This window comes from Pseudomonas ulcerans (assembly GCF_036324125.1).
Taxonomy (GTDB): Bacteria; Pseudomonadota; Gammaproteobacteria; order Pseudomonadales; family Pseudomonadaceae; genus Aquipseudomonas; species Aquipseudomonas ulcerans.
Map to the genome: position 1 here is coordinate 149,682 of NZ_JAZDQN010000008.1, position 16,222 is coordinate 165,903.

16 protein-coding genes are annotated in these 16,222 nt (G+C 65.2%); 13 read left to right on the forward strand and 3 right to left on the reverse strand.

Translation table 11 applies throughout. The features are described from left to right. The first annotated feature begins 44 nt into the window (after positions 1 to 44). The 4 genes from V0R59_RS10170 to V0R59_RS10185 all read left to right on the forward strand — a co-directional run bounded on the left by V0R59_RS10170 (position 45) and on the right by V0R59_RS10185 (position 5,702). Positions 45 to 1,577 carry a SulP family inorganic anion transporter gene (locus V0R59_RS10170; protein WP_330072949.1) on the forward strand — a complete coding sequence of 511 codons (1,533 nt, stop codon included), beginning with the start codon at positions 45 to 47 and terminating at the stop codon, positions 1,575 to 1,577. 116 nt (positions 1,578 to 1,693) lie between these two features. Continuing rightward, entirely contained in the window at positions 1,694 to 2,203 is a 510-nt protein-coding gene (locus V0R59_RS10175; RefSeq protein WP_330072950.1) for a sigma-70 family RNA polymerase sigma factor, read from the forward strand. A 4-nt stretch (positions 2,204 to 2,207) separates the two neighbouring features. Continuing rightward, positions 2,208 to 3,176 (forward strand): FecR domain-containing protein, encoded by a 969-nt coding sequence (locus tag V0R59_RS10180; protein ID WP_330072951.1) that lies wholly within the window; start codon positions 2,208 to 2,210, stop codon positions 3,174 to 3,176. Positions 3,177 to 3,269: 93 nt separating this feature from the next. Further along, entirely contained in the window at positions 3,270 to 5,702 is a 2,433-nt protein-coding gene (locus V0R59_RS10185; RefSeq protein WP_330072952.1) for a TonB-dependent siderophore receptor, read from the forward strand. Between the two features lie 132 nt (positions 5,703 to 5,834). Here V0R59_RS10185 and V0R59_RS10190 read toward each other — a convergent pair whose 3' ends face one another. After that, complete coding sequence (locus tag V0R59_RS10190) at positions 5,835 to 6,488, reverse strand: hypothetical protein (RefSeq protein ID WP_330072953.1); 654 nt, start codon at positions 6,486 to 6,488, stop codon at positions 5,835 to 5,837. A 368-nt stretch (positions 6,489 to 6,856) separates the two neighbouring features. Between V0R59_RS10190 and coxB the strand changes: the two genes are divergently transcribed. Genes coxB through V0R59_RS10210 form a run of 4 tightly spaced genes read left to right on the forward strand, consistent with a single transcriptional unit; the run spans position 6,857 to position 11,084 of the window. Then, on the forward strand, positions 6,857 to 7,984 hold the full coding sequence (coxB, locus tag V0R59_RS10195) for a cytochrome c oxidase subunit II (protein ID WP_330072954.1): 1,128 nt from the start codon (positions 6,857 to 6,859) through the stop codon (positions 7,982 to 7,984). A gap of 22 nt (positions 7,985 to 8,006) precedes the next feature. Further along, entirely contained in the window at positions 8,007 to 9,599 is a 1,593-nt protein-coding gene (gene ctaD, locus V0R59_RS10200; protein ID WP_330072955.1) for a cytochrome c oxidase subunit I, read from the forward strand. Positions 9,600 to 9,614: 15 nt separating this feature from the next. Continuing rightward, positions 9,615 to 10,184, forward strand: a complete 570-nt coding sequence (locus V0R59_RS10205) for a cytochrome c oxidase assembly protein (protein WP_330072956.1) — start codon at positions 9,615 to 9,617, stop codon at positions 10,182 to 10,184. 12 nt (positions 10,185 to 10,196) lie between these two features. Then, positions 10,197 to 11,084 carry a cytochrome c oxidase subunit 3 gene (locus V0R59_RS10210; protein ID WP_330072957.1) on the forward strand — a complete coding sequence of 296 codons (888 nt, stop codon included), beginning with the start codon at positions 10,197 to 10,199 and terminating at the stop codon, positions 11,082 to 11,084. A gap of 9 nt (positions 11,085 to 11,093) precedes the next feature. Here the strand turns inward: V0R59_RS10210 and V0R59_RS10215 are convergent, their stop codons facing one another. Further along, positions 11,094 to 11,297 (reverse strand): twin transmembrane helix small protein, encoded by a 204-nt coding sequence (locus tag V0R59_RS10215; RefSeq protein ID WP_330072958.1) that lies wholly within the window; start codon positions 11,295 to 11,297, stop codon positions 11,094 to 11,096. 60 nt (positions 11,298 to 11,357) lie between these two features. Between V0R59_RS10215 and V0R59_RS10220 the strand changes: the two genes are divergently transcribed. The 5 genes from V0R59_RS10220 to V0R59_RS10240 are packed head-to-tail and all read left to right on the forward strand — an operon-like array spanning position 11,358 to position 15,268. Beyond that, a complete protein-coding gene (locus tag V0R59_RS10220) occupies positions 11,358 to 12,104 on the forward strand; it encodes an SURF1 family protein (RefSeq protein WP_330072959.1) in 747 nt (248 codons plus the stop codon). After that, positions 12,070 to 12,663 (forward strand): hypothetical protein, encoded by a 594-nt coding sequence (locus V0R59_RS10225; RefSeq protein WP_330072960.1) that lies wholly within the window; start codon positions 12,070 to 12,072, stop codon positions 12,661 to 12,663. The genes V0R59_RS10220 and V0R59_RS10225 overlap by 35 nt, the downstream gene beginning before the upstream one ends. Before the next feature lie 9 nt (positions 12,664 to 12,672). Next, positions 12,673 to 13,755, forward strand: coding sequence for a COX15/CtaA family protein (locus tag V0R59_RS10230; RefSeq protein WP_330072961.1), 1,083 nt, complete (start codon positions 12,673 to 12,675; stop codon positions 13,753 to 13,755). Next, positions 13,740 to 14,639, forward strand: coding sequence for a heme o synthase (gene cyoE / locus V0R59_RS10235; protein WP_330072962.1), 900 nt, complete (start codon positions 13,740 to 13,742; stop codon positions 14,637 to 14,639). The genes V0R59_RS10230 and cyoE overlap by 16 nt, the downstream gene beginning before the upstream one ends. Further along, positions 14,636 to 15,268 carry an SCO family protein gene (locus V0R59_RS10240; RefSeq protein ID WP_330072963.1) on the forward strand — a complete coding sequence of 211 codons (633 nt, stop codon included), beginning with the start codon at positions 14,636 to 14,638 and terminating at the stop codon, positions 15,266 to 15,268. The genes cyoE and V0R59_RS10240 overlap by 4 nt, the downstream gene beginning before the upstream one ends. Before the next feature lie 126 nt (positions 15,269 to 15,394). Here V0R59_RS10240 and V0R59_RS10245 read toward each other — a convergent pair whose 3' ends face one another. Next, complete coding sequence (locus V0R59_RS10245; protein WP_330072964.1) at positions 15,395 to 16,168, reverse strand: MetQ/NlpA family ABC transporter substrate-binding protein; 774 nt, start codon at positions 16,166 to 16,168, stop codon at positions 15,395 to 15,397. Positions 16,169 to 16,222 lie beyond the last annotated feature (54 nt).

Consider the following 16,222-nt stretch of genomic DNA (forward strand, 5'->3'; position numbering starts at 1 on the left):
GTAAATGCGGCCGAGGAACGGGCCGGGAAGAACAGGAGAACAGGATGAACATGACGCATTTCAAAGCGGCGCTGCCGCGGGATCTGTTGGCTTCGATGGTGGTATTCCTGGTGGCGCTGCCGCTGTGCATGGGGATCGCCATCGCCTCCGGCATGCCGCCGGCCAAGGGGCTGATCACGGGGATCGTCGGCGGCCTGCTGGTGGGCTGGCTGGCCGGCTCGCCATTGCAGGTCAGCGGTCCGGCGGCGGGGCTGGCGGTGCTGGTCTTCGAACTGGTGCGCCAGCATGGCATGGCCATGCTCGGGCCGATCCTGCTGCTGGCGGGGTTGCTGCAATTGCTGGCGGGGCGCTTTCGCCTCGGCTGCTGGTTCCGGGTCACGGCACCGGCGGTGGTCTACGGCATGCTCGCCGGTATCGGCGTGCTGATCGTGCTGTCCCAGGTGCATGTGATGTTCGACAGCTCGCCGCTGCCCTCGGGCCTGGAAAACCTGCTCGGTTTCCCCGCCGTCATTGGCCAGGCGCTGCCGTTGGAGTCCGCCGGCAACGGCTGGCAGGCGGGCGCGCTCGGCCTGGGCACCATCGCGGTGATGTGGGCCTGGGAACGCTTCAAGCCGCAGCGCCTGCGCTTCGTGCCGGGTGCCTTGCTCGGGGTCAGCGCCATGACCCTGCTGAGCATCGCCCTGGCCTTGCCGGTGAATCGTGTCGAAGTGCCGGCCAACCTCAGTGACGCCATCGACTGGCTGCGTCCCGCCGACCTGATGGCCCTGGCGGACCCGACCTTGCTGGTGGCGGCCTTCGCCCTGGCGTTCATCGCCAGTGCCGAAACCCTGCTCTCGGCCGCCGCGGTGGACCGCATGCACAGCGGCCAGCGCTCCGACTTCGACCGCGAACTGTCGGCGCAAGGCGTGGGCAACATGGTCTGCGGTGTGCTCGGGGCGCTGCCGATGACCGGGGTGATCGTGCGCAGCTCGGCCAACGTGCAGGCGGGTGCGAAGACGCGAATGTCGGCGATCTTCCATGGTGCGTGGCTGATGGCCTTCGTAGTCTTGCTGGGCAGCGTGCTGCAGCAGATCCCGGTGGCGAGCCTGGCGGGCGTGCTGGTCTTCACAGGGGTCAAGCTGGTGGACCTGAAGGCGTTCCGCGGCCTGGGACGCTATGGCCGCATGCCGATGTTCGTCTATGCGGCGACGGCCCTGGCGATCGTTTTCACCGACCTGCTGACCGGCGTGCTGCTGGGCTTCGCCCTGACCCTGGTGAAGCTGGCGCTGAAGGCGGCGCGGCTGAAGATCAGCGTCAGCAGCCTGCCGCGCAAGGGGCATATGGAACTGCGCCTGAGCGGTGCCGCCACCTTCCTCAAGGTGCCGGCCCTGACCCAGGCGCTGGACGGCATTCCACCGGGCACCACCCTGCATGTGCCGCTGGCCAACCTGAGCTACATCGACCATGCCTGCCTTGAGTTGCTGGAAGACTGGGGCCGGGCGAACGCGGGGAACGGCTCGCGCCTGGTGATCGAGTCGCGGCGCCTGAAACGGCGGGTCGAAGGCCGGGTTCGCACCACCGTGGGACTGGGAACCTGACGCCCGCGTGACGACCAATGGCACCGGCCTGCATAACGCGCGCATTGCAGGCGGTGCCATCACTCACCTACTATCAAGAATCAATACCATTTGCATCCTTCCCGCGCGGATCGTCCATGTCTTCCTCCCAGACCCTCTACGTTCGACACTCTCCCTGGCTGCTGCTGTTCCTGCGCCGCCGCCTGGGCAATGGCTGGGATGCCGCCGACCTGCTGCATGACACCTTCCTGCGCGTGCTGCGCCGGCCTGTCGAGTTCGACAGCCAGACCGGCGAGCGCTCGTACCTGGCGCGCATCGCCAAGGGCCTGTGCATCGACCACTGGCGGCATGCCGAGATCGAGCGGGCCTGGCGGGAAAGCGTCGCGGCACAGCCTGAAGCCTGCGTGCCTTCCGCCGAACACACGGCGCTGATCCTGGAAACCCTGGTGGAAGTCGATGCCATGCTGCGGCGCCTGCCGGGCAATGTCCGCGAGGCGTTTCTCATGGCCCAGGTCGAGGGCATCACCTATGCCGAGATCGCCGGGCGCCTCGACGTCAGCGAGCGCATGGTGAAGAAGTACATGGCCCAGGCTTTCCTCCATTGCGCCGTACTCGAAGCCGAGCTCGACGGCCTGCTGGTGGAGTGAAGCGATGCGAGCCAGCCAGGAAAAACTCAGCCATGCCAGCCTCGAACACGCGGCCCAGTGGTACGTGCGCTTGCTCGAAGAAGGCGACCAGGGCAGCGTCCGCGAGCAGTGGCAATCGTGGTTCGACCAGCATGCCGAACACCAGGCGGCATGGCGCTACATGGAGCGAGTCGGCGAGCGCTTCGCGCCGCTGCGCAGCGAAGGCGAGCGGGCTGGCCGGGCGCTGCGCGAGCGCGCGCCGGCGCGCCTGAGCCGACGCCAGACGGTGAAATCGCTGTTGCTGCTGGCGGTCGGTTCGATGGCCGGCCTGGGCGGCTGGCAGGCCGCCTCGCGCAACGGCTGGACCGCCGACCTGCATACCGCAACCGGGGAAAACCGCGAGGTCGCCCTGGCCGATGGCAGCACCCTGTGGCTCGGCGCGCGCACGGCGGTGGATACCCGTTTCGACCACCGCGAACGTCTGCTCGACCTGCATTTCGGCGAAATGCTCCTGCAGTCGACGATCAAGGAACCCCGGCCACTGCGGGTGGAAACCGCTGCGGGAGTGCTGCAGATCGCCGCCACGCCGCTGCGCATGGGCCTGCGCTTCGCCGACGGCAACGCCCGGCTCAACGTCTACCAGGGCCAGGTCGAGCTGTTCAGCCGCAATGGCGCACAGGCGCTGATCGAGGCAGGCCAGCGGGTCGACTTCAGCGCCCTGGCGATCTCGGCGGCCGCGCCCGCGCAGGCCTCCGGCGAATCCTGGGTGCGCAACCGCCTGAGCGCCGAGGCCATGCCGCTGCAGGACCTGGTCGACACCCTGGGCCGCTATCGTTCCGGCCACCTCGGCCTGCACCCGGATGTTGCCCGTCTTGCGGTGATGGGCACCTTCCCCCTCGACGATACGGACCATGCCCTGCGCCTGCTGGAAGCGGCGCTGCCGGTGCGGATCAAGCGTCTGACCGACTGGTGGGTGACGGTGGAACCGGCCTGAAATTTTTTTCAGCGTGCGGTTCCCCTTTTTCGCCGTCGCCCGGTTCATCAGCAGAACCCTCCCACTTACCGCATGAACACAACAGGGACTGCCATGTCGTCGCCCCGCTCCTGCGTGTTGGCCCTCGTGCCGATGACCATCCTCAGCTTTGCTCCACTGGCCCTGCTGCCCGCCGCCGTCCAGGCCGCCCAGACCAGCGCCCGGGTGCAGACCTTCCACGTGCCTGCGGGCAGCCTGAGCAGCGTGCTCAACGACTTCAGCAGCCAGGCCGGGATCTACCTGGCCGGCAGCGACAGCCTGGCGAATGGCAAGCGCAGCGCCGGTCTGGACGGCCAGTACAGCGTCGAACAGGCATTGGCGTTGTTGCTCGGTGGCTCCGGGCTGGTGGCCGTGCCCCAGGGGGCCGGAGGCTATGTGCTGCAACCCGCGCCGCCAGGCGATGCCGTGCAACTGGAGGCGACCGCCATCAATGGCCAGGGCCTGGCCAGCAGCTATGGCCAGGATGACAAGGGCTACCGCGCCACCCACTCGGCTACCGCGAGCAAGACCAGCACCGCGCTGGCCGATACGCCGCGCTCGGTCTCGGTGGTGACCCGCCAGCGCATGGAAGACCAGAAGTCCCAGAGCCTGACCGAAGTGCTGGGCTACGTGCCGGGTATCTTCGCCCCGCCGTTCGCCGCCGGTGACGGCGGGGCTGGCGACCTGTTCTTCATCCGTGGCTTCAACGCCACCGACTACGGCTATGGCCTGCTGCGTGACGGCCTGCGGGTGCAGGGCAACCGCTACGACACCACCAGCGAGCCCTATGGCCTGGAGCGCATCGAAGTGTTCCGCGGCCCGACCTCGATCCTCTACGGCGAAAACGCCCCGGGCGGCGTGGTCAACCTGGTCAGCAAGCGGCCGACCGCGCAATCCCGTGGCGAGGTGCAACTGAGCTACGGCTCCAACGACCGGCGTCAGCTGGGCATCGATGTCTCCGGCCCCTTGAGCGACAACGGCAATGTGCTCGGCCGCCTGGTGTTGCTCGGCCGCAAGTCGGACACCCAGGTCGATCACCAGCCGGACGACCGCTTGTACATCGCGCCGTCGCTGACCCTGAACTTCGACGAGCAGAACGACCTGACCCTGCTGGCCACCTACCAGCGCGATCGCACCCTGATGGAACTGGGCTACCCAGCCGCCGGCACGCTGCTGAACAACCCCAACGGCAAGATCAGCAAGCACGCGCTGCTGGGCAACCCGGACTGGGACAACTTCAAGCGCGAAGTCTGGACCCTCGGCTACGAGTTCCATCACCAGTTCAACGACGACTGGCAGTACCGGCAGAACTCGCGCTACATGCAGTCGCGCATCGATCGCCAGGAAATCTGGCCGGGCAACCTGAACAACGGCGGTTTCGGTACCAACGTCAACAACACCGCCTACGACCGCTACAACAAGTCCATCGCCTACTCGCTGGATAACCAGGTCGAAGGTCACTTCAACGTCGGCGCACTGGAGAACACCCTGCTGGTGGGTGCAAGCCTGGACCGCACCTCGTTCAACCAGGACTGGAATGCCGGCTTCGGCGGCACGGTGAACGTGTTCAACCCGGTGTATACCGGCGATCCGGTGACCTCGACGCGGGTCCAGGATGCCCTGCTGGAGCAGACCATGTACGGCGTCTACAGCCAGATCCAGACGCGCCTGGACAACTGGGTGATGCTGCTGGGCGGGCGCTACGACCGGGTCAACAGCGAGTTCCGCAACCGTCGCGGCACCCTCAACGCCGCCGCCGATCTCGATTACTGGGATGGTCAGTTCACCTGGCAGACCGGCCTGATGTACCAGTTCGACAACGGGGTCTCGCCGTATGTCAGCTACTCGACCGCGTACAACCCCATCCAGCAGGTCTCCAATGCGTCCGGGCCGCTCGACCCGACCCTGAGCGAGCAGTATGAGGTGGGCGTGAAGTACGAGCCCAAGGGCTGGAACACGCTGATCAGCGCGTCGGTCTACGACCTGCGCAAGAAGGACGACTCGCTGCTCGACAGCACCACCGGCAACTACCGCAACATCGGGCGCAGCCGGGCCAAGGGCGTGGAGCTGGAGCTGAACAGCGACATCACCGAGAACATCAACGTCACGGCGGCCTACACCTACACCGACTCGCGGGTGACCAAGGACGTGGCGGGTTCGCTGCTGGAAGACCACCAGGTCACCGGCGTGCCACGCAACCAGGCATCGCTGTGGAGCAGCTACCGCTTCCTCGATGGCCAGCTCAAGGGGCTGCGCCTGAGTGCCGGCGTGCGGCACTTCGACAGTACCTTCGCGTACACCAGCCCGTCGCTGTACGGCAAGCTGGACACCGGTGACGTGACCCTGGTGGATGCGGCGGTGGGTTACCAGCTGGATGCGCATTGGTCGGCCGAGGTCAACGCGCGCAACCTGTTCGACCAGGAGTATGTGGCGGGCTGCAACAACGCCGGGCGTTGCTACTGGGGTGAAGAGCGGACGGTGATGGGGACGGTCAGTTACAACTGGTGAGCCTGACGCTCAGCGATCATCGAGCCGGAGGGAATGAACTGTGTGGGAGCGGGTTTACCCGCGATTGCGGTGGTGAATCCACTGACGCATTCGCGGGTGAACCCGCTCCCACAGGGTTAGCGGAGCTTGTTCTCAGGCGGTCTGTTGCTGGCTCAGTTCCAGCCCCACGCCCAGTTGGCGGGACAGGCAAGGCCAGCGCTTCCAGGCAGCACCGGTGGTCGGGCTGCTGAGTTTCTCGCGATACGCTTCCACCGACTCCAGGGCGAAGCTCTCGTCGTCGAGCATGTTGTCCAGTGAGTGATGCACCACTTCATCCAGCTGGTTGGCGAACTCCTCGCCGATCAACTGGTGGGCGATCAGGTTGGCAACCGTAGTGTCCAGGGGGATCAGCGGCTGCTGGAAATGCTTGATGTACAGGTCGTTCACTTCTTCCACCAGGCGATGGGCCAGGTAGGCTTCGTCCAGCAGGCAATCCAGGCCGACATGGCCATTCATGATCTGCGGCGGGGTGATGAAATATTCCTCGGCGATCTTCAGCACCGGCTTGATCTGCGACTCGATTCCCGCCTCGCGGGCAACCGCATTGGCCGCTTCGAGCATTTCCGGGACCTGGTCGATGTAGGCGTTGACGAAGCGGTTCAACGCCCCCTGGGCGTCCTGCTCGGGTAGTTGGATCAACGGATGAAGGTGTGGCAACTGATGGATGAGCTGTTGTTGCAGTTGGCCGGTTTCGGATTCGTGTTGTTGGGCTCGGGTAATCTGCTCGCGCAATGCGGCAATGTTCATGACAACTCCAGGGACAAGCAATGACAAACGGAAGACACTAAGTTAGCCAAGTTTTTCTGTGCGCTAATACTCATTTCTCATAACCCTTATGCCCATTCGCGCACCAGGGTTATATCGAAGTGCCATCACCGTTATAAGTCAATGTCTTACAGCGTTCCGGGCCGATGGATTAGCGCCCGATGGACGATTTCAGAGAGCGCATTGCGTGGTCCGGACCCCTGTCTATACTCCGCTGTGAGTGAGTTTTGGCTGATGAGGCCCGCCTGAAGTGCAGCGGGGGGCCGTCGTCAAAGTCCGCAGTCTTGACGCCGTGCCCCCAACCGCAGGCCCCGCCTCCGGGATAACAAGAACGATAAGGGGAACCCGCAATGATGCGACATCCACATGTCTGGATGGGCCTCCTGCTGTGGTCGCTATTCACCCCGGCGCACGCCGCCTGGACGGTGAACATGGCACCAGGGGCGACCGTCGTCAGCAACGCCGTGTTCGACTTGCACATGACCATCTTCTGGATCTGCGTGGTGATCGGCCTCGTGGTATTCGGCGCGATGTTCTGGTCGATGATCATCCACCGCCGCTCCACCGGCCAGCAGCCCGCGCATTTCCACGAGCACACCTGGGTCGAGATCATGTGGACCGTGGTGCCCTTCCTGATCCTGGTGGCCATGGCCATCCCGGCGACCAAGACGCTGATCGAGATCTACGACGCCAGTGAGTCGGACGTCGATATCCAGGTCACCGGCTACCAATGGAAGTGGCATTACAAATACCTGGGCCAGGACGTCGAGTTCTTCAGCAACCTGGCGACCCCTGCCGAGCAGATCCACGGCAAGGCGCCCAAGGACGAACACTACCTGCTCGAAGTCGACCAGCCGCTGGTACTGCCGGTGGGCGCCAAGGTGCGCTTCCTGGTCACCGCCGCCGACGTCATCCATTCCTGGTGGGTACCGGCCTTCGCGGTCAAGCGCGACGCCATCCCCGGCTTCGTCAACGAAGCCTGGACCCGCGTCGAGAAACCCGGCATCTACCGCGGCCAGTGCACCGAACTGTGCGGCAAGGACCACGGCTTCATGCCGGTGGTGGTCGAGGTGAAATCGAAAGAGGACTACGACGCCTGGCTCGGCGAGCGCAAGGCCGAGGCGGCCAAGCTCAAGGAGCTGACCAGCAAGGAATGGACCCTGCAGGAACTGGTGGAGCGCGGCGACAAGGTCTACCACACCACTTGCGTGGCCTGTCACCAGGCCGAAGGCCAGGGCCTGCCGCCGATGTTCCCTGCGCTCAAGGGCTCGAAGATCGCCACCGGTCCCAAGGAAGATCACCTGAGCATCGTGTTCCACGGCAAGCCCGGCACCGCCATGGCCGCTTTCGGCAAGCAACTCTCGGAAGTCGACATCGCTGCGGTGGTCACCTACGAACGCAACGCCTGGGGCAACAACAAGGGCGACATGGTCACGCCGAAAGACGTGCTGGCGATCAAACAGGCGGAAAGCAAATGAGCCGGTTTTCAGGAGACAGGACATGAGCACAGTGATCGACGACCACGGTCATGCCGGGCATGACCACGCCCACGGCCCGGCCAAGGGCCTGATGCGCTGGGTGCTGACCACCAACCACAAGGACATCGGCTCGATGTACCTGTGGTTCGCCTTCTGCGCCTTCCTGCTGGGCGGCTCCTTCGCCATGGTGATCCGCGCCGAGCTGTTCCAGCCCGGCCTGCAGATCGTCCAGCCGGAATTCTTCAACCAGATGACCACCATGCACGGCCTGGTGATGGTCTTCGGCGCGGTGATGCCGGCCTTCGTCGGCCTGGCCAACTGGATGATCCCGCTGATGATCGGCGCGCCGGACATGGCCCTGCCACGGATGAACAACTTCAGCTTCTGGCTGCTGCCCGCCGCATTCGGGCTGCTGGTCTCGACCCTGTTCATGCCGGGCGGCGGACCGAACTTCGGCTGGACCTTCTACGCCCCGCTCTCCACCACCTACGCGCCGCAGAGCGTGACCTTCTTCATCTTCGCCATCCACCTGATGGGCATCAGCTCGATCATGGGCGCGATCAACGTGATCGCCACCATCCTCAACCTGCGCGCCCCGGGCATGACCCTGATGAAGATGCCGCTGTTCGTCTGGACCTGGTTGATCACCGCGTTCCTGCTGATCGCGGTGATGCCGGTGCTGGCCGGCGTGGTAACCATGATGCTGATGGACATCCACTTCGGCACCAGCTTCTTCAGTGCGGCCGGCGGCGGTGACCCGGTGCTGTTCCAGCATGTGTTCTGGTTCTTCGGCCACCCCGAGGTGTACATCATGATCCTGCCCGCCTTCGGCGCGGTCAGCTCGATCATCCCGGCGTTCTCGCGCAAGCCGCTGTTCGGCTACACCTCGATGGTCTACGCCACCGGGGCGATCGCCTTCCTCTCGTTCATCGTCTGGGCCCACCATATGTTCGTGGTCGGCATTCCGGTGGTGGGCGAGCTGTTCTTCATGTACGCCACCATGCTGATCGCCGTGCCCACCGGGGTGAAGGTGTTCAACTGGGTGAGCACCATGTGGGAAGGCTCGCTGACCTTCGAGACGCCGATGCTGTTCGCCATCGCCTTCGTCATCCTGTTCACCATCGGCGGCTTCTCCGGGCTGATGCTGGCCATCGCCCCGGCGGACTTCCAGTATCACGACACCTACTTCGTGGTCGCCCACTTCCACTACGTGCTGGTGCCGGGAGCGATCTTCGGCATCTTCGCCTCGGCCTACTACTGGCTGCCGAAGTGGACCGGGCACATGTACGACGAAACCCTGGGCAAGCTGCATTTCTGGCTGTCCTTCGTCGGCATGAACATGGCCTTCTTCCCCATGCACTTCGTCGGCCTGGCCGGCATGCCGCGGCGCATCCCCGACTACAACCTGCAGTTCGCCGACTTCAACATGATCAGTTCCATCGGCGCCTTCATGTTCGGCACCACGCAGTTGCTGTTCCTGTTCATCGTCATCAAGTGCATCCGTGGCGGCGCGCCTGCGCCGGCCAAGCCGTGGGACGGCGCCGATGGCCTGGAGTGGACTGTGCCGTCGCCGGCGCCCTACCACACCTTCCAGACGCCGCCGGACGTGAAATAAAGGAGGGCCGCGGACATGAGCGAGGGCATCTCGATCAAGCGCCTGGTCAGTCGCCTGCTGCTGCTGGCGGTGGTGATGTTCGCCTTCGGCTTCGCCCTGGTGCCGATCTACGACGTGATGTGCCGCGCCTTCGGCATCAACGGCAAGACCGGTGGCCAGTACCAGGGCACGCAGGTGGTCGACCCGCAGCGTTCGGTGAAGGTGCAGTTCCTGTCCACCAACGCCATCGACATGGTCTGGGACTTCTATTCCACCGCCGACCAGATCGACGTCAACCCGGGGGCGGTGAACCAGATGATCTTCGTCGCCCACAACCCGACCGACAAACCCATGACCGCCCAGGCCATCCCCAGCATTTCACCGGCCGAGGCGGCGGCGTACTTCCACAAGACCGAATGCTTCTGCTTCAGCCAGCAGGTGCTGCAGCCGGGTGAGCGCATCGAGATGCCGGTGCGCTTCATCGTCGACCGCGACCTGCCCAAGGATGTGAAACACCTGACCCTTGCCTACACGCTGTTCGATATCACCGCTCGCCAACCGCCGGTCGCCCACGTGGCCAGCACGACCCCGCAGAGCGCCCGATAAGGAGAACAATCCATGGCCTCTCACGAGCACTACTACGTACCGGCGCAAAGCAAGTGGCCGATCATCGCCACCATCGGCATGTTCATCACGGTGTTCGGCCTCGGCACCTGGTTCAACGACATGAAGGCCGGGCATCCGGATTCCCACGGGCCGCTGATCTTCTTCGTCGGCGCGCTTTGCCTGGCCTACATGCTGTTCGGCTGGTTCGGCGCGGTGATCAAGGAAAGCCACGCCGGCCTCTACAGCCCGCAGATGGATCGTTCGTTCCGCTGGGGCATGTCGTGGTTCATCTTTTCCGAGGTGATGTTCTTCATCGCCTTCTTCGGCGCGCTGTTCTACGTGCGGCACCTGTCCGGGCCCTGGCTTGGCGGCGAAGGGGCGAAGGGCGTGACGCACATGCTGTGGCCGAACTTCCAGTTCGCCTGGCCGCTGCTGCACACCCCGGATCCGAAACTGTTCCCGCCGCCCAAGGAGGTCATCGACCCCTGGCACCTGCCGCTGATCAACACCATCCTGCTGGTCAGTTCCAGCGTGACCATCACCATCGCCCACCATGCCCTGCGCAAGGATCATCGCGGCCCGCTCAAGTTCTGGCTGGCGCTGACCGTGGTCCTCGGCATCGCCTTCCTCGTCCTCCAGGCCTACGAGTACCACGAGGCCTACACCCAGCTGGGCCTGACCCTGGGTTCGGGGATCTACGGTGCGACCTTCTTCATGCTCACCGGCTTCCACGGCGCGCACGTGACCATGGGCACCCTGATTCTCTTCGTGATGCTGATGCGCATCCTCAAGGGGCACTTCAACGCGGACAAGCACTTCGGCTTCGAGGCGGCCAGCTGGTACTGGCACTTCGTCGATGTGGTCTGGGTGGGGCTGTTCATCTTCGTCTACGTGCTGTGACGGGAGGGCTTACCAGGGCGCGTGGGACACCAGTTGGCCGCTGACGAAACCCCAGGTGATCAGGCCGAGGGTCACGGCGGCCAGGCAGACACGGATGGTCAGGGCTTTGAGCAGGCGCGTGGAGTGCCCGTCGTCCTTGACCAGGAACACCAGGCCGCTGAACAGGCTGGCGATGGTAGCCAGCAACATGACAACGATCGCGGCTTTGAGCATGGCGACAACTCCGGGGGACGTGATGCCTTTCAGTATAGCGACAGCCCCCGCGGGGGCCCGATGAGACCCTTTCGGCCCGGCCTGGTGCCGACCCTGGTGGTGCTGGCGCTGCTGCCGGTGCTGGTCGGCCTGGGTTTCTGGCAGCTCGGTCGTGCCGATCAGAAGCGGGCGCTGCTGGAGGTCTACGCCGAGCGCGAGGTCGAGACGCCGGTGCCTGCCGGACAGTTGCTGGAACAGCCTGACCCGGCCTATCGCCGCGTCCATCTGCGCGGCCATTTCGATGGCGAGCATAGCCTGCTGCTGGATAGCCGCATGCGCGACGGCCAGGCTGGTGTCGAACTGCTGCAACCCTTCCTCGACGAGCCCAGCGGCCGCTGGTGGCTGGTCAACCGCGGCTGGCTGCCGTGGCCGGACCGCCGCGTACCGGTGAGCTTCGACACCCCACAACAGGCCCTCGATCTCAGCGCCTGGATCTACATCGCCCCCGGCGCCAGCTTCCTGCTGCGCGCCGATGCGCCCAGCGGCGATTTCCCCCGCCTGCTCAACAGCGCCGAGCCGGCGCATCTCTGGGAACAACTGGCCCGCGATGGCTACGCCCACGAGCTGCGCCTGGAACCGGGCCCGGCCGCCTACCGGGTGGACTGGCCGCTGGTCGCCCTCGGTCCGGAAAAACACCTGGGCTACGCCGTGCAGTGGTTCGCCCTGGCGACGGCCCTGATCGCGCTTTACCTGTACTTCGGCTGGCATCGACACAATAAAAAGGAGAAAGACCATGGGAGTCGCCACGGGACCACTCGACATGTCTGACGGCAAGGCCCCGCGCAGCCGGGCCAAGGGACGCCTGCAACTGATCCTCATCCTGCTGGTGGTGATCGGGCCGATGATGCTCGCCACCGGCATGTACAAGCTGCAGTTCTGGGTGCCGGACGGGCGCAGCTACCACGGCGAGATGATCGGCGACGGCAAGACCCTCGCCGACCTCGGCGTGCAGGCCGAGGACGCGCGCTGGCAACTGCTGGTCAGCGCGCCGAAGGAGTGCGCGGTGGACTGCCAGCAACTGGTCTACCTGGCACGGCAGCTCAATATCGGCCTGGGCCGCGATGCCAGCCGCGCCAGCCATGCCCTGGCCAGTGTCGAGCCGGTAAGCGGCGCCTACCTCGGCAAGCTGGAAAGCGAATACCCGCAGTTGCAGCGCTACCCGCTGGACGCCACGCGCTATGGCGCCCTGGCCCCCAACCGCAGCGAGGCGCAGCTGTGGATCGTCGACCCCCACGGCAACCTGGTGCTGCGCTATGACGCGCGGGTCAAGGGCAAGGACGTGCTCAACGACCTCCGCCACCTGCTCAAGCTGTCCAATATCGGTTAGGAGCGCACCATGACCCGACCTGGATATCGCCTTGCCGTGTTCGCCACCGGGCTGGCGCTGCTGGTGGTGCTGCTCGGCGCCTATACCCGCCTGACCCACGCCGGCCTGGGTTGCCCGGACTGGCCCGGTTGCTACGGCTTCATCAGCGTGCCCAAGACCGAGGCGCAACTGGCCCATGCCGAGCTGCACTTCCCCGATTCGCCAGTGGAAGCGCACAAGGGCCGCAACGAGATGGTGCACCGCTATTTTGCCGGCACCCTGGGCCTGGTGATCGCCATGTTGGCGGTGCAGGCGCTGCGTCGCCATGGCCGTGACGGCCAACCCTATCGCCTGCCATTGCTGGTGCTGGGCGTGGTGTTCATGCAGGCGGCGTTCGGCATGTGGACCGTCACCCTGCAGCTGTGGCCGCAGGTGGTGACGGCCCATCTGCTGGGCGGTTTCGCCACCTTGAGCCTGCTGTTCCTGCTCAGCCTGCGCCTGTCCCGCGCCTATATGCCGTTGCCCGGGCTGCCACGCCGGTTGCGGCGGCTGGCGGCGCTGGCGCTGGCGCTGGTGATCGGCCAGATCGCCCTGGGCGGGTGGGTCAGCGCCAACTATGCGGCGGTGGCCTGCATCGACCTGCCCACCTGCCACGGCGAGTGGTGGCCGAACGCGGACTTCGCCAACGGTTTCCACCTGACCCAGCACATCGGCCCCAACTACCTGGGCGGCCAGCTCGACAGCGAGGCCCGCACCGCGATCCATATCACCCACCGCCTCGGCGCGCTGATCGTCACCTGCGTGCTGCTGACCCTGGCCTGGCAACTGCACCGGGTCGGCCTGCGCCGCCTGGCGAAGCTGGTGGTCGCGGCGTTGCTGCTGCAGGTCGGCCTGGGCATCAGCAACGTGCTGTTCCACCTGCCGCTGGCGGTGGCCGTGGCGCACAACGCCGGGGGCGCCGGGTTGCTGCTGACCATGGTCCTGGTCAACTACCGCACGCGCCTGGCCATGCAACCGCGGGCGCGGCGCGTCAGCATCGGCTGGCGCCTCACCCCGCTGCGCCTGGCGGGTGACGTCCACTATCTCGGAGACAATCCATGGCAGCGCTTCTGAGCGAAAGCCAGGCCCGCGCCGGCTGGCGTGACTACCTGGAACTGACCAAGCCCAAGGTGGTGGTGCTGATGCTGATCACCTCGCTGGTGGGCATGTTCCTCGCCACCCGCGCCGGGGTGCCGTGGACCGTGTTGCTGTTCGGCAACCTCGGCATCGGCTGCTGCGCCGGCGCGGCGGCGGCGGTGAACCACGTGGTGGACCGGCGCATCGACGCCCTGATGGCGCGCACCCACAAGCGCCCGCTGGCCGAAGGGCGGGTCGCGCCGCTGCCGGCCCTGCTGTTCGCCCTGCTGCTGGCGCTGGCCGGAATGGCGCTGCTGCTGGCCTTCACCAACCCGCTCACGGCCTGGCTGACCCTGGCCTCGTTGCTGGGCTACGCGGTGGTCTACACCGGCTTTCTCAAGCGCGCCACGCCGCAGAACATCGTGATCGGCGGCCTGGCCGGGGCAGCGCCGCCGCTGCTCGGCTGGGTGGCGGTCAGCGGGCACCTGAGTGCCGAGCCGCTGCTGCTGGTGCTGATCATCTTCGCCTGGACCCCGCCACACTTCTGGGCCCTGGCCATCCACCGCAAGGCCGAGTACGCCAAGGCGGACATCCCCATGCTGCCGGTGACCCACGGCGAGCACTACACCAAGGTGCACATCCTGCTCTACACCTTTGTATTGCTTGCGGTGAGCCTGCTGCCGTTCGCCATCCATATGAGTGGGCCGCTCTATCTCGCCTGCGCCGTGCTCCTGGGGCTGCGCTTCCTGCAGTGGGCCTGGGTGTTGTACCGTGACGCTCGGCCGCACGCTGCGATCAAGACCTTCAAGTACTCTGTCTGGTACCTGTTCCTGCTCTTCATCGCGCTGCTCGTAGACCACTACTTACTGCTGAATCTATGACTCGAACCCAGAAAACCGTCTTTATCCTCGTCGCCCTGGTCGCATTGATTCTCGGGCTTACCATCAACAAGGTGCTCAGCGGCCGCAGCCAGGGCAACCCGGCCGAGCTGATCGATGCCGGTATCATCCTCCTGCCGCAGAGCCGCTCGGTGCCCGACCTGGAAATGACCGACGCGGACGGCCAGCCGGTCAAGGTCGATCAGTTGAAGGGCAAGTGGTCGCTGGTGTTCTTCGGCTACACCTTCTGCCCGGACATCTGCCCGACCACCCTCGCGCAACTGCGCCAGGTGAAGAGCGAGTTGCCGAAAGAGGCGGTGGAGCGCATGCAGGTGGTGCTGGTGAGCGTCGACCCGAACCGCGACACGCCGACTCAGCTGAAGCAGTACCTGGGCTATTTCGACAAGGATTTCCGCGGCCTGACCGGCTCGCTGGAGAACACGCAGAAGCTGGCCAATGCCCTGAGCATTCCGTTCATTCCGGCGGATACCAGCAAGCCGGGGTATACCGTGGATCACAGCGGCAACCTGGCGATCATCGGGCCGGACGGGGCGCAGCGGGGGTTCATTCGGGCGCCGTTCAACAACCAGAAGCTGGTGGCGCAATTGCCGGGGTTGGTGAAGCGGGATTGAGTTGCCTGGAGCAGATGAACCTGTGGGAGCGGGTTTACCGGGACGCCGGACCGCCGCGATTACGTCGGTGAATTCACTATCGTAATCGCGGGTAAACCCGCTCCCACAGTTGCTTGGCGGAGTGTTTCAGAACGCCGGCAGCACCGCGCCTTTGTACTTCTCCTGGATGAACTGCTTCACCTCAGGCGAGTGCAAGGCACCGACCAGTTTCTTCAGCGCGTCCGAGTCCTTGTTGTCCGGACGGGCCACCAGGATGTTCACGTAAGGCGAGTCGGCACCTTCGATGATCAGTGCGTCCTTCTCCGGGTTCAGCTTGGCTTCCAGCGCGTAGTTGGTGTTGATCAGCGCCAGGTCGACCTGGGTCAGCACGCGTGGCAGGGTGGCGGCTTCCAGTTCGCGGATCTTCAGGTTCTTCGGGTTCTCGGCGATGTCCTTCGGCGTCGACAGGATGTTCGCGGCGTCCTTCAGCTTGATCAGGCCGGCCTTCTGCAGCAGCAGCAGGGCACGCCCGCCGTTGGTGGCGTCGTTGGGGATCACCACGTTGGCGCCCGAGGGCACTTCGTCCAGCTTCTTGAACTTGGTGGAGTAGGCGCCCAGCGGCTCGACGTGCACGCCGGCCACGCTCACAAGGTTAGTGCCCTTGCCCTTGTTGAACTCATCCAGGTACGGCTGGTGCTGGAAGAAGTTGGCGTCCAGGCGCTTTTCCGCAACCTGCACGTTCGGCTGGATGTAGTCGGTGAAGACCTTGATCTTCAGGTCCACGCCTTCCTTGGCCAGGGTCGGCTTGACGAATTCGAGGATCTCGGCGTGCGGCACCGCAGTGGCGGCGACGCTCAGGGTTTCCGCAGCATTGGCGGAAATGGCCGCGAAGGCGGCGACAGCAGCAAGCAGTTTCTTCATTCCATCACTCCTTGAGGGGACCGCTCGGCCCCCGGTGTGTCGGTCACGCCGACC

What these genes read in the sequence shown, in the direction of transcription:
- V0R59_RS10170 (WP_330072949.1), top strand. Translation starts at nt 45, where the DNA reads ATGAACATGACGCATTTCAAAGCGGCGCTGCCGCGGGATCTGTTGGCT.
- V0R59_RS10175 (WP_330072950.1), top strand. Translation starts at nt 1,694, where the DNA reads ATGTCTTCCTCCCAGACCCTCTACGTTCGACACTCTCCCTGGCTGCTG.
- V0R59_RS10180 (WP_330072951.1), top strand. Translation starts at nt 2,208, where the DNA reads ATGCGAGCCAGCCAGGAAAAACTCAGCCATGCCAGCCTCGAACACGCG.
- V0R59_RS10185 (WP_330072952.1), top strand. Translation starts at nt 3,270, where the DNA reads ATGTCGTCGCCCCGCTCCTGCGTGTTGGCCCTCGTGCCGATGACCATC.
- V0R59_RS10190 (WP_330072953.1), bottom strand. Translation starts at nt 6,488, where the DNA reads ATGAACATTGCCGCATTGCGCGAGCAGATTACCCGAGCCCAACAACAC.
- coxB (WP_330072954.1), top strand. Translation starts at nt 6,857, where the DNA reads ATGATGCGACATCCACATGTCTGGATGGGCCTCCTGCTGTGGTCGCTA.
- ctaD (WP_330072955.1), top strand. Translation starts at nt 8,007, where the DNA reads ATGAGCACAGTGATCGACGACCACGGTCATGCCGGGCATGACCACGCC.
- V0R59_RS10205 (WP_330072956.1), top strand. Translation starts at nt 9,615, where the DNA reads ATGAGCGAGGGCATCTCGATCAAGCGCCTGGTCAGTCGCCTGCTGCTG.
- V0R59_RS10210 (WP_330072957.1), top strand. Translation starts at nt 10,197, where the DNA reads ATGGCCTCTCACGAGCACTACTACGTACCGGCGCAAAGCAAGTGGCCG.
- V0R59_RS10215 (WP_330072958.1), bottom strand. Translation starts at nt 11,297, where the DNA reads ATGCTCAAAGCCGCGATCGTTGTCATGTTGCTGGCTACCATCGCCAGC.
- V0R59_RS10220 (WP_330072959.1), top strand. Translation starts at nt 11,358, where the DNA reads ATGAGACCCTTTCGGCCCGGCCTGGTGCCGACCCTGGTGGTGCTGGCG.
- V0R59_RS10225 (WP_330072960.1), top strand. Translation starts at nt 12,070, where the DNA reads ATGGGAGTCGCCACGGGACCACTCGACATGTCTGACGGCAAGGCCCCG.
- V0R59_RS10230 (WP_330072961.1), top strand. Translation starts at nt 12,673, where the DNA reads ATGACCCGACCTGGATATCGCCTTGCCGTGTTCGCCACCGGGCTGGCG.
- cyoE (WP_330072962.1), top strand. Translation starts at nt 13,740, where the DNA reads ATGGCAGCGCTTCTGAGCGAAAGCCAGGCCCGCGCCGGCTGGCGTGAC.
- V0R59_RS10240 (WP_330072963.1), top strand. Translation starts at nt 14,636, where the DNA reads ATGACTCGAACCCAGAAAACCGTCTTTATCCTCGTCGCCCTGGTCGCA.
- V0R59_RS10245 (WP_330072964.1), bottom strand. Translation starts at nt 16,168, where the DNA reads ATGAAGAAACTGCTTGCTGCTGTCGCCGCCTTCGCGGCCATTTCCGCC.